15 protein-coding genes are annotated in these 14,828 nt (G+C 48.9%); 6 read left to right on the forward strand and 9 right to left on the reverse strand.

The genetic code is table 11. The features are described from left to right. Positions 1–71: 71 nt before the first annotated feature. Positions 72–713 carry a glycerol-3-phosphate 1-O-acyltransferase PlsY gene (gene plsY / locus HF324_RS27630; RefSeq protein ID WP_168806317.1) on the reverse strand — a complete coding sequence of 214 codons (642 nt, stop codon included), beginning with the start codon at positions 711–713 and terminating at the stop codon, positions 72–74. Positions 714–827: 114 nt separating this feature from the next. Next, positions 828–1,655 carry a 50S ribosomal protein L11 methyltransferase gene (gene prmA / locus HF324_RS27635; protein ID WP_168861367.1) on the reverse strand — a complete coding sequence of 276 codons (828 nt, stop codon included), beginning with the start codon at positions 1,653–1,655 and terminating at the stop codon, positions 828–830. Between the two features lie 137 nt (positions 1,656–1,792). Here prmA and HF324_RS27640 point away from each other — a divergent pair, with 137 nt between their 5' ends. Further along, on the forward strand, positions 1,793–2,368 hold the full coding sequence (locus HF324_RS27640; RefSeq protein WP_168806321.1) for a hypothetical protein: 576 nt from the start codon (positions 1,793–1,795) through the stop codon (positions 2,366–2,368). Positions 2,369–2,527: 159 nt separating this feature from the next. Here HF324_RS27640 and HF324_RS27645 read toward each other — a convergent pair whose 3' ends face one another. The 3 genes from HF324_RS27645 to HF324_RS27655 form a co-directional block, all read right to left on the reverse strand. Then, complete coding sequence (locus tag HF324_RS27645; protein ID WP_168806323.1) at positions 2,528–4,891, reverse strand: polyribonucleotide nucleotidyltransferase; 2,364 nt, start codon at positions 4,889–4,891, stop codon at positions 2,528–2,530. Positions 4,892–5,013: 122 nt separating this feature from the next. Then, positions 5,014–5,286, reverse strand: coding sequence for a 30S ribosomal protein S15 (rpsO, locus tag HF324_RS27650; protein WP_168806334.1), 273 nt, complete (start codon positions 5,284–5,286; stop codon positions 5,014–5,016). Positions 5,287–5,428: 142 nt separating this feature from the next. Continuing rightward, positions 5,429–6,124, reverse strand: coding sequence for a cell division ATP-binding protein FtsE (locus tag HF324_RS27655; RefSeq protein WP_168806336.1), 696 nt, complete (start codon positions 6,122–6,124; stop codon positions 5,429–5,431). Positions 6,125–6,338: 214 nt separating this feature from the next. On the opposite strand from HF324_RS27655, the gene HF324_RS27660 reads away from it, so the two are divergent. Both HF324_RS27660 and HF324_RS27665 read left to right on the forward strand, forming a co-directional pair. Beyond that, complete coding sequence (locus HF324_RS27660) at positions 6,339–6,704, forward strand: BlaI/MecI/CopY family transcriptional regulator (protein ID WP_168806338.1); 366 nt, start codon at positions 6,339–6,341, stop codon at positions 6,702–6,704. A gap of 30 nt (positions 6,705–6,734) precedes the next feature. Beyond that, positions 6,735–8,420, forward strand: a complete 1,686-nt coding sequence (locus tag HF324_RS27665; protein ID WP_168861368.1) for a M56 family metallopeptidase — start codon at positions 6,735–6,737, stop codon at positions 8,418–8,420. Positions 8,421–8,503: 83 nt separating this feature from the next. Here the strand turns inward: HF324_RS27665 and HF324_RS27670 are convergent, their stop codons facing one another. Further along, positions 8,504–9,682 (reverse strand): AIR synthase related protein, encoded by a 1,179-nt coding sequence (locus HF324_RS27670; protein WP_168861369.1) that lies wholly within the window; start codon positions 9,680–9,682, stop codon positions 8,504–8,506. Positions 9,683–9,801: 119 nt separating this feature from the next. On the opposite strand from HF324_RS27670, the gene HF324_RS27675 reads away from it, so the two are divergent. After that, positions 9,802–10,743: a bifunctional riboflavin kinase/FAD synthetase gene (locus HF324_RS27675; protein WP_168861370.1), complete on the forward strand. Its 942-nt coding sequence runs from the start codon at positions 9,802–9,804 to the stop codon at positions 10,741–10,743. Here HF324_RS27675 and HF324_RS27680 read toward each other — a convergent pair. Genes HF324_RS27680 through HF324_RS27690 form a run of 3 tightly spaced genes read right to left on the reverse strand, consistent with a single transcriptional unit; the run spans position 10,740 to position 12,774 of the window. Further along, positions 10,740–11,009 carry a hypothetical protein gene (locus tag HF324_RS27680; RefSeq protein WP_168806346.1) on the reverse strand — a complete coding sequence of 90 codons (270 nt, stop codon included), beginning with the start codon at positions 11,007–11,009 and terminating at the stop codon, positions 10,740–10,742. The two genes, HF324_RS27675 and HF324_RS27680, sit on opposite strands and share 4 nt — an antisense overlap. 16 nt (positions 11,010–11,025) lie before the next feature. Continuing rightward, positions 11,026–12,021, reverse strand: a complete 996-nt coding sequence (holA, locus tag HF324_RS27685) for a DNA polymerase III subunit delta (protein WP_168861371.1) — start codon at positions 12,019–12,021, stop codon at positions 11,026–11,028. A 27-nt stretch (positions 12,022–12,048) separates the two neighbouring features. Beyond that, positions 12,049–12,774: a ribonuclease H-like domain-containing protein gene (locus tag HF324_RS27690; protein ID WP_168806350.1), complete on the reverse strand. Its 726-nt coding sequence runs from the start codon at positions 12,772–12,774 to the stop codon at positions 12,049–12,051. A gap of 102 nt (positions 12,775–12,876) precedes the next feature. Between HF324_RS27690 and HF324_RS27695 the strand changes: the two genes are divergently transcribed. Further along, positions 12,877–13,839 (forward strand): DUF8428 domain-containing protein, encoded by a 963-nt coding sequence (locus HF324_RS27695; RefSeq protein ID WP_168806352.1) that lies wholly within the window; start codon positions 12,877–12,879, stop codon positions 13,837–13,839. Positions 13,840–14,392: 553 nt separating this feature from the next. Then, complete coding sequence (locus HF324_RS27700) at positions 14,393–14,788, forward strand: response regulator (protein ID WP_168806354.1); 396 nt, start codon at positions 14,393–14,395, stop codon at positions 14,786–14,788. Positions 14,789–14,828 lie beyond the last annotated feature (40 nt).

The following is a 14,828-nucleotide window of genomic DNA, read 5'->3' on the forward strand; positions in this document are numbered from 1 at the left end:
AAAAAGCGTGCACACTTCAGCTGGCCCGGCTTTCTGCTTTATGCTTCGATATTTATAACCTAATAGTTGAATTAGTGTTTTTCCTTTCTGTTCCTGAACAACGGTACTTTGCTCTCGTTACCTTTCAACAGACGGGTGATGTTTTTCTGATGTGTTAACACTACCATCAGTGCCACGGCGATGGCAAAAATGCGGTAGTATATTTCAGGTTCATTAAAGATATACAGGATGAGGACAGGAAATGCGATGCTGGCGATGATAGAACTTAAGGACACATAACGTGTCAGGAACAGGATCATTAAAAATACGCCGACGCAGCACAGGGCTACTACCGGCTGGATGGCCAGTACCAGGCCGAACAGCGTAGCGATGCCTTTACCGCCCCGGAAATTGGCCCAGACAGGGAAAATATGCCCTACCACGGCAGCCAGGCCCAGTCCGATCTGGAGGTTTACCAGCTGTGTCAGATGCTCGGGATCATGATAGTAGGAAACGAGGTACGCTAACCGTACCGCCAGTACACCTTTCAACATGTCTACTACCATCACAAAAGTTCCTGCTTTGGGGCCCAGTACCCGGAATGTATTGGTAGCACCGGCATTGCCGCTGCCATATTCCCTGATGTCCATCCCGAAAACGCCTTTACTTACCCATACAGCCGTAGGTACAGAACCGATCAGATAAGCACAAAAAAGCAATAAAATTTCTGTCATCACTATAAGTTAGGATTGCTAAGATAACAAATTCTGTGTTAAAATTAAGCAAACATTAGAAAAGTTTGTAACACAAAAGTTGGATTATCAGCACTTTTCATATAAAATTTAAAACTATTCCTTGTCAGCCGCCTGAAGTTTCAGTGCCAGCCAGTTGTCTTTTTCTATTTTATCCAGCAGCACAAAGCCGGCCGGGACCGCCGATGCCAGTATTTGCTGTTCGTCTGACGGCATGATACCGCTCAGCAGCAGGATACCATCGGGCGCCATTAAACGGCGCATATCGCTCATAAACCGCAACAGTACGTTCAGATTGATGTTGGCCAGTATGATATCATATGTGTCCGTCACCGCATCCAGGTTGTCCGCCTGCCATACCGTTGTATGCTGCGTATGATTGGTATGAATGTTCTCCAGCGTATTGTTTACTGCCCACTCATCATAGTCGATCGCATCTGTTTTAGCCGCCCCCATCTTGTCTGCCAGGATGGCCAGGATCCCTGTACCGGTACCGAAATCGAACACTTTCTTCCCCTCAAATGAAAGATGTTGCATCAACCGTATCATAGACGAGGTAGTGGCGTGATGCCCGGTACCGAACGACATCTTGGGTGTGATCACGATCTCATAGACAGGCGCCGGTGTAAAAGGCGGATGAAACCCGGCCCTGATGCCACAAAAGCCATCTACCCGCACAGGCTCAAAATTGCTCTCCCACACTGCATTCCAGTTTGTCTGCTGAATGGTCTCTTTCGTATAGGATATACCGTAAGGTAAAAGAATCGACTGCAATAATGCTTCTTCAAAATCAGCTTCCGGAATATAGGCGATCAGTTGGTCTGTTTGCTCCTCAAATCCCTCATAACCTGCATCCGATAACTGTGCAACCAGCAGGTCGGCCTGTTCAGCGCTGGCCTGCAGCGTAATAGCAATATGTGACATATGTGGCAAATATAATGATTTGCCCGAAACAACCGCCGTACGGAACAATAGTAAGAAAATATTTACCCGGGCCCAATTTATAACATTTTATATTAATATCATTATATTTGACATGTAAAATTTAACCAATATTACCTATGAAAACATTACTGCTCCTGCTCGCAGGCATCGCCTGCTCATGGGCCGCCACGGCACAAACAGTGATTAAAGTGCAACCGCCCTCCGAACCCTTCAGAGACTCTGTGGTATACCAGGGAGACAATGTTGTCCTTATCTTCGACCGGCAGCATCTGCTCGATTATATGATCACGATGGATACCACGCTGCGCAACAACAAGAACAGCAATAAAGTATTTCGGAACATCCAGTTTGCAAAGCTCAACGCCAACGATATGGCTAACCACTTCCTGAAAGCCTATTGTTTCCTGGAAGACACGCTCAACAAGGAAATCAACTTCCGGACGGACAGGATGAACCTGCTGTGGGCGGAAGACTGCGGCATCCTGATGCCTTATGTGGAAGAGATACTGCCCGACCTGCTGGCCACCGGCAACCTGAAAATCGTGGAAAGAGGCAGTAAAATAGTACAACCGGCGTACAAGCTCATCTTTGAGCCTATCAATAACAACAACTACCGGGTATTTCGGATGAACAACGGCAAAGAGATTTTCCGGGAAAGTACCTTTTGTGTGGAGCAGATCACTCACCGGTAGACAATTACGAATTACGAATCACGAATTACGAATTATACGAAGGCGTCCGGAAGGATGCCTTTTTTGTAGCTTGTAAACGAAAAAGCAGCCACTAGACAGTAGCTGCTTTCTCGTTTATTTAATTTCAGTTATAAAGACTGTGTAGGGCAAAACCCGGAACTATTCTTCATCGAAGGTTGGTTCCTGTGGTTTTTCCGGGAAGTCCTGGCGTTCAGGGCGAGGGCCGCGGTCTTCACGGGGGCCACGGTCATCACGGGGACCACGTCTGTCTCCACGGTCACGGTCGCCGCCACCACGTCTGTCGTCGCGGGGTCCACGGTCACGTCTGTCACCGCGATCGCCACGGTCACCGCGGTCTCCACGGTCACGGCGTTCGCCGCGATCACCTTCTTCGCGTTCTACATAACCATCCGGTTTAGGCATCAGCACTTTGCGGCTCAGTTTAAACTTACCGGTTTTAGGATCAGTACCGGTGAGTTTTACTTTTACCTTTTCACCTTCAGACAGTACGCCTTCCATGGTTTCGAGGCGTTTCCAGGACACTTCGGAGATGTGCAGCAGGCCTTGTTTGCCAGGCATGAACTCTACGAAAGCGCCGTATGGCATGATGGATTTAACAACAGACTCGTATACCTCTCCTACTTCCGGAACGGCTACGATGCCTTTCACCCATGCCACGGCTTTGTCCAGGCTCTCTTTCTGTGAAGAGAAGATGCTCACTTCGCCGGTTTCGCCTACCTCTTCGATATTGATGGTAGTACCGGTTTCGCGTTGGATTTCCTGTATGATTTTACCACCCGGTCCGATCACCGCGCCGATAAATTCGCGGTCGATGATGATCTTCTCCATACGTGGTGCATGTGGTTTCGGTTCAGGACGGGCAGCAGGAACAACCGCATACATCGCTTCCACGATGTGCAGGCGTCCTTTCTTTGCCTGTGCCAGCGCGGAACGCATTACGTCCATGCTCAGGCCGTCCACTTTGATATCCATCTGGATACCTACGATACCGTCGCGGGTACCGGTTACTTTAAAGTCCATATCACCGAGGTGGTCTTCATCACCCAGGATGTCGGTCAGTACCGCCCATTTGCCGTCAGACGCGCGGGAGATAAGGCCCATAGCCACGCCGGACACGTGTTTCGGCAGCGGCACACCTGCGTCCATCAGCGCCAGTGAACCGGCACATACGGTCGCCATAGAGGAAGAACCGTTAGATTCGAGGATATCGGATACTACACGTACGGTATAGGCGTAATCGGAGCCGGGCATCATTTGCTTCAGGGAGCGCATGGCCAGGTTACCGTGCCCTACTTCACGACGGCCGGGGCCGCGCATCATTTTCACCTCACCGGTGGAGAATGGCGGGAAGTTGTAGTGCAGGATGAATTTGGAATAGTTGGAAGTAGCAGCGCTTTCGATCAGCAGCTCATCTTCAGGCGTACCCAGGGTCACGGTAGTGAGGGACTGTGTCTCACCGCGGGTGAACAGGGCGGAGCCGTGCGGGGAAGGCAGGATGTCTGTTTCCATCGCCAGCGGGCGTACCTGGTCGAGGGCGCGGCCGTCCAGGCGGACAGACTCGTCGAGGATCATGTTACGGATCACCTCTTTTTCCAGGTCGTGGAAGTATTCACCTACGAGTGGTGCATCTTCTTCCGGCAGTTCGCCGAGGCTTTCTTTCAGCTCTTCCGCGATTTTTTTGAACGCATCGCTGCGGTCATGTTTGGCAGAAGCGGATTTCGCTACCGCGTAAATTTTATCTTTCGCAAAAGCGATCACTTTCGCTTTCAGTTCTTCGTTCTGGTGAGGCAGCGTGTATTCACGTTTGCCTTTCACGCCTTTCAGGTCGCGCAGTTCTTCCTGGGCTTTTACCTGTACCCTGATAGCGGCGTGTGCAGCTTCGATAGCAGCGATCAGGTCTTCTTCCTGGCACTCCTTGCTCTCGCCTTCCACCATCATGATGTTCTTTTCAGTGGCACCGATGATGAAGTCCATGTCGGCTTTGGCCAGATCGGAGCGGTTCGGGTTGATCACATATTTACCTTCAATGCGGGCTACCCGTACTTCGGAGATGATCTCCTGGATGGGCACGTCAGAAACGGCAAGTGCAGCAGATGCAGCCAGGCAGGCCAGTGCATCGGGCATTACTTCAGGATCAGAAGAGATGAGTGTAACCAGTACCTGTACTTCGCAGAAATAGTTGTCGGGGAACAGCGGGCGTAATGCACGGTCGATCAGTCGGGAGATCAGGACTTCATAATCGGATAGTCTGCCTTCGCGTTTGAAAAAAGATCCGGGTATGCGGCCGGCAGAAGCAAATTTTTCCTGGTAGTCAACAGTAAGCGGGAAGAAGGACTGGCCTGGTTTAGGTTCTTTATTCGCTACCACAGTGGCCAGCAGAATTGCATTCCCCAAACGCACCGTTACCGCTCCGTCAGCCTGACGGGCCAACTTGCCGGTCTCGATGGTCACGATACGACCGTCTCCTATATCGAATTTCACTGAGATAGGTGTCAGATTCATAAAAAAGTGAGGATTAATTGATAACGTTATCCATTTACAATCACAAGGATAACAAAACGTATACATACAAAAAAACTATTCCCAACATAAAAGTTGGGAATAGCGCTATAATTAAGTCTTGGTTACTTCCTGATACCTAACTTCTCAATGAGGGCACGATAGCCGGTGAGGTTGGTTTTAGACAGATAAGCGAGCAGACGCTTTCTCTGACCTACCATTTTCATCAGACCACGATGAGTGGAGAAATCTTTTTTGTTTTGTTTCAGGTGACCGGAAATGCTGTTGATACGCTCAGTCAGCAGGGCAATTTGCGCTTCCACGGAGCCTGTATTTTTCTCGCTTCCACCAAATTCCTTAAAAATATTGGCTTTCTTTTCAACAGTTAAGTAAGACATCTTTAATAATAATAAGTAATAATAATGTTTTTTGTCGCTATTTTTCCGGTGCAAAGGTAATTTAAAAAATACGAATTACCAATAAAGCCGGAATTTATAATTAATTCTGAATAATTTATATCTGTAATCCACTCCTAACCAACTAAGCAGAGAAATTCAGCGCGGCATTGTCGGTCACATGGCCATTTTCGGTGCGCAGCACCCTGGATGGGAACTTTTGTAAAACGATATAATCATGGGTGGCCATCACGATGGCGGTACCCTCCCGGCAAATACGGAACAACAACTGCATGATACCATCCGAAGTCTCCGGGTCCAGGTTGCCCGTAGGCTCATCTGCCAGGATCAGTTTGGGAGAATTGAGCATCGCCCGCGCAATGTCGATACGCTGCTGCTCGCCGCCCGACAGTTCATAGGGCATTTTAAAGCCTTTGGTGCTCAGCCCCACCTTGTCCAGCACATCCGCAATTTTATCTTCCATCTGCTTGGCATCCTGCCAACCGGTGGCCCGCAGCGCAAATTTCAGGTTGTCGTGCACGTTACGGTCCGTCAGCAGCTGGAAATCCTGGAATACCACGCCCAGGTTACGACGCAGGTAAGGTACCTTCTTCCAGTCCATCTTCTTCAGATCGAAACCCACTACCTGGCCGGTACCGTCCTTTAAAGGCAAATCCCCGTACAGCGTTTTCAGCAGGCTGGACTTGCCCGTCCCCGTTTTACCAATAAGATATACAAACTCTCCTTTATTCACCGTAATATTCACATCAGACAAAATCAAAGAATTTCCCTGGTAAATACTGGCATTCGTTAACTGGATAATCGGCTGTTCGGGTGTCATGTACTTGTTCTGTTTAATGCAAAACTGCGTTATGGCGACAAAAATAACCAATTAAAAAATAATTCGTTGCGTCTTCTTTCAACAACTGACAACATGATGGCTCCTGATTCACCTGATTTGTGAAGATCACCCTTGTTTTCCTTCTAAAAACTAAAAAAATAGTTGTTAAACTAAAAACTTAGTTATATCTTAGAGGTAACAATCGACATTCGTTATGAAACAGCTTACCAAAGCGGAAGAGCAGATCATGCAGGCGCTCTGGCAAACAGGGCCCGCCTTCGTAAAAGATATTATCGAAGCCCTGCCCGAACCCAAACCGCATTATAATACCGTCTCCACGCTGGTTAAAATCCTGATCGAAAAGGGGTTTGTCGATTTTAAGGCGTTTGGCAAATCCCACCAGTACCATGCCCTGATCACCAAGGAAGCCTATAGCCACAAAACACTGAACAGCCTGGCCAAAAGCTATTTCGGCGGTTCTTTCAGCAACATGGTGTCCTTTTTCGTGAAAGAAAAAGAAATCAGCGTGAACGACCTGGAGCAGCTGATAAAAAAGATCAAGGACCACGACAAACAATAACAGCATCCACCCGCATCAAAAGCATTCCACATGACAGCGCTTATCTATCTGGAGAAAGTCGTACTGTGCAGCGCCCTATTGTATGGTTATTACCATCTGGCCCTGCGTAACAACCGGTTTCATCACTGGAACCGCTACTACCTGGTGCTCATCACCCTGGTGTCGTTAGTTACCCCGCTGCTGCAGATACCGCTGCCCGGCAGTTCGGAGCAACCGTCTGCCGTAGTGGTATACACCAGCAAAATCATTACCCTCCGGGAAGCGGTGGCCGCCACGCCGGCAACAAGCCCCTCCGACTATTTACGTATATCCCTTACCGTTATTTACGCGTTAATAGTGGTCTTCCTGCTATACCGCTTACTCTACGGCATCATCGGCATCCGCCGGCTGATACGCAGCAGCGAAGTGCAGGAAATCCCCCCTTTCCGGTTTGCGCGCAGTCCCCGGGTGAAAGCGCCCTTTTCCTTCTTCCGGTATATCTTCTGGGACACGGACGTGAACCTCGACAGTCCGGAAAACAAACAGGTACTGCAGCACGAACTGGTGCACCTGCGCGAGAAACACAGCATCGACAAAATGCTGCTGGAAGTAGTGACCGCCTTCTGCTGGATCAACCCTTTCTTCCACCTCATCAAACGCGAATTGTCGCTCGTGCATGAATTTATCGCCGATCAGAAAGCAGCGGGCAACGAAGTAGCGGGTTATGCCGAAAACATTCTCCGCAACGCCTTTAACAGCCGGCAGTTTTCCATTACCAATGATTTTTTTCATCCGCCCATAAAACGCAGAATTTTTATGCTTACTCAATTCCGCCAACCCCGGTTCAGTTATTTGCGCAGGATACTGGTGCTGCCTGTCAGCGTCCTTATTTTCTGCTCACTAGCCTTTGTGGTAGACCAGCGCCCTTCCGCCATTCGGGCGCTCGTCCCCTCCGGCAATCCGGTATTATCCAAAATAGATACGCTTCCGCCTGTGCATGTCACCTCCTATAGCTCTGGTCTCGGGAAAGTACAGGAAAAGGCAAAGCTGACAGTCCAGCCTTCCTTCCCCGAAGGGGAAAAAGGCCTCGCCCGCTACCTCACCAGAACCATCCGTTACCCGAAAGAAGCCCAGACAAATGATATTCAGGGCACTATTCAAATTCGCTTCGTTATCGACGCTCAGGGCAACGTTATACAGCCTGTAGCCGTTAACCGCCCTCTTGGCGGCGGCCTGGAAGAAGAGGGCATCCGCGTGGTAAAAGATATGCCCCAATGGAAACCAGGAGAGATCAAGGGGAAAAAAGTAGCCGTTGAATATGTGCTGCCCATCCGGTTCACCCTGCAGGAACAAACGCCCGTAGTTACAGCCCAGCGTCCCGATACGGTGGCGCTGCAGCCCGCTGCTGTCAAAGACGAAGTCTTCACCTTTGTGGAAACCCCACCTACATTCCGGGGCGGTGAAAATGCACTGGCACTATACCTGTCAAAGAATATCCGCTATCCCAAAGAAGCCATGGAGAAAGGCAAGTCAGGCACCGTGTTCGTGCAGTTTGTGGTAAACAAGGAAGGGAAAGTCCTCGATCCCAGGACAATAGGCGCCGCCAAAGGTTACGGCCTGGAAGAAGAAGCCCTCCGGGTGGTAAAGGAAATGCCTGAGTGGATAGCCGGCAAACAAAACGGCAGGAATGTAAATGTGCAATTTAACCTGCCCATACGCTTTACAATGCAACAATAACAATCCATTTTTGCTAAGACTAAAACAACAGCGCCGGGCCTGTCAGGTCCGGCGCTTATTTTTTATCTTACAACAAGTTATTGTTACTGGTAGATAAAAGTGCCTGCCGGCGCTTTTACGGTGACTTGCTTCTGCTCCGCAGCTTCTACCCTTCCGATGATCTGTGCGTCGATATTAAAACTTTTGGAGATGCTGATAATATCCGCCGCAATCGCTTCCGGAACGTACAATTCCATCCGGTGGCCCATGTTGAATACCTGGTACATTTCTTTCCAGGAAGTGCCGGATTGTTCCTGGATCAGGGTAAACAGCGGCGGTACGGGGAACAGGTTATCTTTAATGACATGCAGGTTTTCGATGAAATGCAGCACTTTTGTCTGCGCGCCGCCGCTGCAGTGTACCATACCATGTATCTGCGGACGGAACTGCTCCAGCACTTTTTTGATCACCGGCGCATAGGTACGGGTGGGTGACAGTACCAGTTTACCGGCGTCTATGGCGCCAAAGCCTGGAATGTCTATTTTATCTGTCAGGGCTTTTTTACCGCTGAACACCAGTTCAGCCGGGATGCCCGGATCGTAGCTTTCGGGATATTTTGCGGCCATGGCTTTGTTGAACACGTCGTGACGGGCGCTGGTAAGGCCGTTGCTGCCCATGCCGCCGTTGTATTCAGTTTCGTAGGAGGCTTGTCCGTAGGAAGCCAGTCCTACTACCACATCGCCGGCCTGAATGCGGTCGTTGGAGATCACATCGCTGCGTTTCATGCGGGCGGTCACCGTAGAATCCACGATGATAGTACGTACCAGGTCGCCCACATCCGCGGTTTCTCCGCCGGTGGAATAGATGCTGATACCGTGCCTGCGCAGCTCCGCGAGGATTTCTTCGGTGCCGTTGATAATAGCAGCGATCACTTCGCCGGGCAGCAGCTGTTTGTTACGGCCGATGGTGGAAGACAGCAGGATATTGTCTGTGGCCCCTACGCAGAGCAGGTCGTCCATGTTCATGATAATAGCATCCTGTGCAATACCTTTCCATACGCTCAGATCGCCGGTTTCCTTCCAGTACATGTAGGCCAGGGAGGATTTGGTACCGGCGCCGTCCGCATGCATGATATTGCAATAAGCTTCGTCGCCGCCCAGGATATCCGGCACTATTTTGCAGAACGCCTTCGGAAACAGGCCTTTATCAATATTTTTAATGGCATTGTGCACATCTTCCTTGCCAGCTGAAACACCACGTTTGGCGTAAATATTATTATCCACCGGAAATCAAATAAAAATGAAAATAAAGAAACAATCTGGCTGCAAAAGTAACAGATTCCCTGCATAATGCCCGCTGAATGTGTTAGATTTGCATGGCATTTTTGATGTTATTGAATTATATGCAGGTTCACAGGGACTTAAAGCATTTACCGGAATTCCGTAATGCAATTATCACGATAGGCACTTTTGATGGCGTACATGCAGGACACCGCTTCATTATACAACAACTGGAGCAGGCCGCTGCGGAGTGTGACGGAGAGACCGTGATCGTCACCTTTGACCCGCATCCGCGGGAAGTACTGGCGCCGCGCCCCAACAATATCCGGTTGCTTACCACCCTGCCGGAAAAGATCTCCCTGCTGGACCGGGCAGGCATCGATCACCTGGTGGTGGTACCCTTCACCAAAGCTTTTTCTGAACTCTCTGCCCGCGAATACCTGGAAGACTTCCTGGTAGCGCGTTTCAAGCCGCATACCATTATTATTGGTTATGACCACCGTTTTGGGCACAACCGCGAAGGCGGACTGGAACTGCTGGAAGCAGAACAGCAGCAGTATGGTTTCCGGCTGGTGGAAATACCCCAGCAGGTAGTCAACGACCTTACGGTGAGTTCTACCAAAATCCGTAAAAGCCTGCAGGAAGGCGAGGTACTGCTGGCCAATCAACTGCTGGAATATCCCTATTTCCTGAGCGGTACGGTGGTGCATGGCGACAAAATGGGCCGCCAGCTGGGTTATCCCACCGCCAACCTGCACCTGAAGGACGAACGCAAACTCATTCCCGCAGAAGGGATTTATGCCGTATGGGTAGATGTTCCCGGGCACGACGCTCCGCAGCCGGCCGTCATGAGCATCGGCTTCCGTCCTACCTTCAACGGCACCGACCTGCGCCTCGAAGTACACCTGTTTGATTTTAATGAAGACCTGTACGGCAAGGAACTGACCGTCTGTTTCGTGGAGTATATCCGCGCCAATCAGAAGTTTGACGACATCAAAGACCTGGTTGTACAGATGGACAAGGATTCTGCAAAGTCCAGGGAAATATTGAAGGCAAAGGCTTAAAACTCTTCCCCGAGCAATTCGATGGGCGCTTCTTTTTTCCGGGGTTTCAACAGCTTATAGGCCCTGTAAAAAAAGTAACCGGTCAATACCAGCCCGCCGGCCAGCATTCCTCCCGACCGAAGCAGGTAATCCGTCGTATAACCACCGTTTCTGACTACCGGGTGGATATTTATCATTACCCTGATAAACATGATGGTGGAGAATAATGCATATAGTCCGGCCATCAGTACGACAATGCCAAGAATGATACGTAGTACGGGATGCATTGTGACAATAATTTAATCAGTTCATTACTTTATACATCAGTTCCTTCATCAGCTCCCCGTCCTCCACGCCGGCATCGTTGATACCGATGCTTCGCAGGTTATACTGCTGCAGCAGCAGGATGGCTTTTTCCGCGCCTTCCGGCCCGTATTGGCGGGCGGCGGCCATATAATCCTTTACAAAAAACGGGTGTACCCCCAGTGCTGCGGCGACTTCCTTTTCGCCGCCTTTCACCCCGAAGATCAGGTTTACTTTGGCGAAGAAGTTATACAGGGCGGGCAGTGTCATCTGGATGGGCGCCGCTTTGGGATTGGCAGCGAAGTAAGCGATGATGCGGAATACCTTGTCGGCGTTCTTCTGCCCGAGGGCGTTCTGCAGTTCAAATACATTGTATTCTTTGCTGATCCCGACATATTTCTCGATATCCCCTTCATCTATTTTTTTGCCTGCCGGCAGATTGACCAGCAGTTTATCTATTTCGTTGGCGATACGGGAAAGGTCGTTGCCGATATGGTCTACCAGCAGGATGGCCGCTTTTTGCGTGATGGCCAGTTCCCGGCTGCTGACGTAGGCTTCCACCCAGGCCGGCAGCTGGTTGTCGTACATTTTTTTGGTAGACAGCAGTACGCCTCTCTCTTTGATAAGTTTGGCCATTTTGCTGCGGCCGTCGATTTTGCCCTGTTTATGGGCCACCACAAATACGGTCGACGGCATGAGGTTATCTATATAGCCTTCCAGCTTGAGCAGGTCGCGCATGGACTGGGCTTCCTTGAGCACCACCACCTGTTTCTCCGCGAACATGGGATAGCGGCGGCAGGCGTTGACCACGGCGGTCCAGTCGGTATCTTTTCCATAGAGTACCGTGAGGTTAAATCCTTTCTCCGCTTCATCGAGCAGGTTGTGTTCCGCGTAGGTGGTCACCTGGTCGATAAAAAACTCTTCTTCTCCTTCCAGCCAGTAGAGCGGCTTGAATTTCTTTTGTTTCCAGTCTCGTATGATATCCTGATATTCCATGATCTGTGTTTGTGGGTTTTGCCTGGTTTACTTTACCAGGGTCACCTGTTCTTCCCGCAACAGGGGTAGTCTTTTAAACCGGAGCAGTAGCTGGGCCACGGCTGTTACATCTTTCTGGCAGTAGGCCACTATCCTTTCCAGGTCGTGGTCTTTCCAGTATACTTTCCCTACCATGCTGCCGTCGATATCATCTTTGGGCGTTTCGATGCCCAGTACGGCGGTGAGCAGTTTCAGGGAGATATAATGGCGGATATCTCCGAAGCGCCAGAGATGCAGGGTATCGAGCATGGGCATTTCCCATGGTTTGAACCCGTGCAGTTGCAAAGGTTTGGGCAAAGATAACTGATGAATAACAGACCGGCGGCAAATAAACGGAATATCAAATTCTTTTATGTTGTGGCCGGCGAACTGGAAGTGGGGGTACTTCGCATGAAATTTATCCACTAATGCTAAAAAACCATTGAGCACAATTGATTCATCGTCATCATAAAACGATTTCATCCGCAAATGATAGGCATTATTTTCCAGGCTGAAGAAGCCAACAGATATACATATAATTTTTCCAAATTCGGCGTAGATCCCAGCCCTGTCCGCGTATACTTCCGCTTCGTTTTCGGATTCTGGCGCAGTTTTTGCAATTTTTTCTCCCCAGAGCCGTTGCAAGTTATCCGGCAACTGCTCCAATGCCGCCGTAGCCGGAGTGGTCTCTATGTCCAACAGTAATAATTGATCTAATCCTATATTAGGTAACACGTTTTGAAGACTTTTATGGGTTTGATAAAATATAGATATTATTATACTATTTTTGAATAACGATTTTTAACCATATAACAATTAAACATAAAACAAACAACTATGACTGAGAACACTTTTAACACACCTGCACCGGGTTCACCCGGACCAGAAAAACCACGCAGCCGCAATGGTCTAATTTACGGTATTTTAATTGCTGCACTGGCAGGTACCTGGATTTACATGTTGTACGACAAAAATAAATCCAGCGAGCAAATCGCCCAAAAGACTGTTCAGATAGATTCCATTTCTTCTTCCCGTGATGCCTTACAACAGGAATATAATGCTGCCAACGCCCGTCTGGACGACCTGGTTTCCCAGAATACCCGCATGGATAGCCTTGTTAAAACCAAGGACAAAGAAATTCAGGATATGAAAGCCCGCATTTCCAGCATCCTGAGTAATAAAAATGCAACGCAGGCACAACTGGCGGAAGCACGTCGCCTGATTGAACAGCTGAAAACGAACATCGAAGGTTATCAGCAGACCATCGAGCGCCTGGAAGGTGAAAAAATTGTACTGGCCGGTGAAAGAGACGTAGCCCGCAAGGAAAGGGACTCTGTGAGCGTGGTAAAAGACAGCCTGAACAAAAAAGTAGACCTCGGCTCTGTGTTACACGCATCCAACATCCAGCTGCTGCCGCTCCGTGTAAAACACAACGGCAAAGAAGTGGAAACTTCCAAAGCTAAACGCGCAGACATGATGCGGGTGAGCTTCGACCTGGATGATAACAGAATTGCACCTACCGGTGACAAGGAAATTTTCGTGGCGATCACGGCTCCTGATAACACCCCGCTGGCTGTAGAAGCGCTGGGTTCCGGCAGGTTCACCCTGGAAGACGGTACCGAGAAACTGTACACCACCAAAAAGACAGTCGCTTATGTAACTGGTCAGAAACAATCCGTATCCATGGACTGGAAACAGAACTCTGACTATAAAGTAGGTGATTATACCGTTGAAATCTATCACAACGGTTATAAAATCGGTCAGGGTAAAGTTACCCTCAAAAAAGGTGGTCTCTTCTAGTCTGATAAAAGATAATCAACAAAAAAGCAGGACGGTACGTCCTGCTTTTTTTATACCGGTTTTAACAGCAGCACGTCAACGGCATACCGTTCCACAGCTGCGGTTAGCGGACGCACAAATGAACAGGACCACCATGGTTACACTCCTCCGATCAAGATTAGATTCCCTCGCAAAGCAGCCACCAGCGCAGATGGCCGATAAATTTTCAACAGCCGCTAATTGTTAACGATTAGTTATTGATAAAAAGTTATATATAAAAATAAAATTAAATTAACGTTCTTTGCGACTATAATTACAAAATAGCCTAAGGCCACCCAAAAATGGTGGAATTACCGGGACCAATGCTTTGAATCGAGGATGTGACCTGAGTATATGTACCAGCTTTAACCCGTTTTATGTCATGAAAACGATCTGCGATTTCAGTTTTTGTTATGCCCTGAATCGTGGTCATTGAATGCGGACAGGAACTCTGATACAGGAATTGCATTCCCTCCTTTTTGTGTGCCGATGCTATTTGACCGGACCAGTTCAGCAGCCGAATTAAACCATAAGCATGGAAGACATGAACAAAATAGTGTACGTTGTAGATGATGATGAAATTTTTCACTTCATTATCAAAAAGATGTTGGTGCAACAGGACGATAATCTTGTCATTAATTCCTTCCTGTGCGCGGAAGAAGCGCTGGAGCAGCTGTCCAGTAATCCACAACCCACACTCCCTTCTCTCATCATCCTGGACATGAACATGCAGCGGATGAACGGATGGGATTTTATAGAGGCATACCGCGGGCTGAAATCATCACTCAAAAACAATATTCCTATTATCATGTGCTCCTCTTCCGTGGACGTACGTGACATGCAGAAAGTACAACATACCCCTGAACTGATGGCGTATATTACCAAGCCACTGGACAAGAATAAAATGAAGGTAATAGAAGAATACCTTTAGTCCTTGCTTACTGACTACTATTCCAACTAAAAAGCAAAGA

Origin of the sequence: Chitinophaga oryzae (assembly GCF_012516375.2) — a bacterium.
Lineage (GTDB): Bacteria > Bacteroidota > Bacteroidia > Chitinophagales > Chitinophagaceae > Chitinophaga > Chitinophaga oryzae.

Excerpts from the sequence above, each read along its gene's own strand:
- plsY (WP_168806317.1), bottom strand. The coding sequence starts at position 713 with ATGACAGAAATTTTATTGCTTTTTTGTGCTTATCTGATCGGTTCTGTA.
- prmA (WP_168861367.1), bottom strand. The coding sequence starts at position 1,655 with ATGTCACATATTGCTATTACGCTGCAGGCCAGCGCTGAACAGGCCGAC.
- HF324_RS27640 (WP_168806321.1), top strand. The coding sequence starts at position 1,793 with ATGAAAACATTACTGCTCCTGCTCGCAGGCATCGCCTGCTCATGGGCC.
- HF324_RS27645 (WP_168806323.1), bottom strand. The coding sequence starts at position 4,891 with ATGAATCTGACACCTATCTCAGTGAAATTCGATATAGGAGACGGTCGT.
- rpsO (WP_168806334.1), bottom strand. The coding sequence starts at position 5,286 with ATGTCTTACTTAACTGTTGAAAAGAAAGCCAATATTTTTAAGGAATTT.
- HF324_RS27655 (WP_168806336.1), bottom strand. The coding sequence starts at position 6,124 with ATGACACCCGAACAGCCGATTATCCAGTTAACGAATGCCAGTATTTAC.
- HF324_RS27660 (WP_168806338.1), top strand. The coding sequence starts at position 6,339 with ATGAAACAGCTTACCAAAGCGGAAGAGCAGATCATGCAGGCGCTCTGG.
- HF324_RS27665 (WP_168861368.1), top strand. The coding sequence starts at position 6,735 with ATGACAGCGCTTATCTATCTGGAGAAAGTCGTACTGTGCAGCGCCCTA.
- HF324_RS27675 (WP_168861370.1), top strand. The coding sequence starts at position 9,802 with ATGCAGGTTCACAGGGACTTAAAGCATTTACCGGAATTCCGTAATGCA.
- HF324_RS27680 (WP_168806346.1), bottom strand. The coding sequence starts at position 11,009 with ATGCATCCCGTACTACGTATCATTCTTGGCATTGTCGTACTGATGGCC.
- holA (WP_168861371.1), bottom strand. The coding sequence starts at position 12,021 with ATGGAATATCAGGATATCATACGAGACTGGAAACAAAAGAAATTCAAG.
- HF324_RS27695 (WP_168806352.1), top strand. The coding sequence starts at position 12,877 with ATGACTGAGAACACTTTTAACACACCTGCACCGGGTTCACCCGGACCA.
- HF324_RS27700 (WP_168806354.1), top strand. The coding sequence starts at position 14,393 with ATGGAAGACATGAACAAAATAGTGTACGTTGTAGATGATGATGAAATT.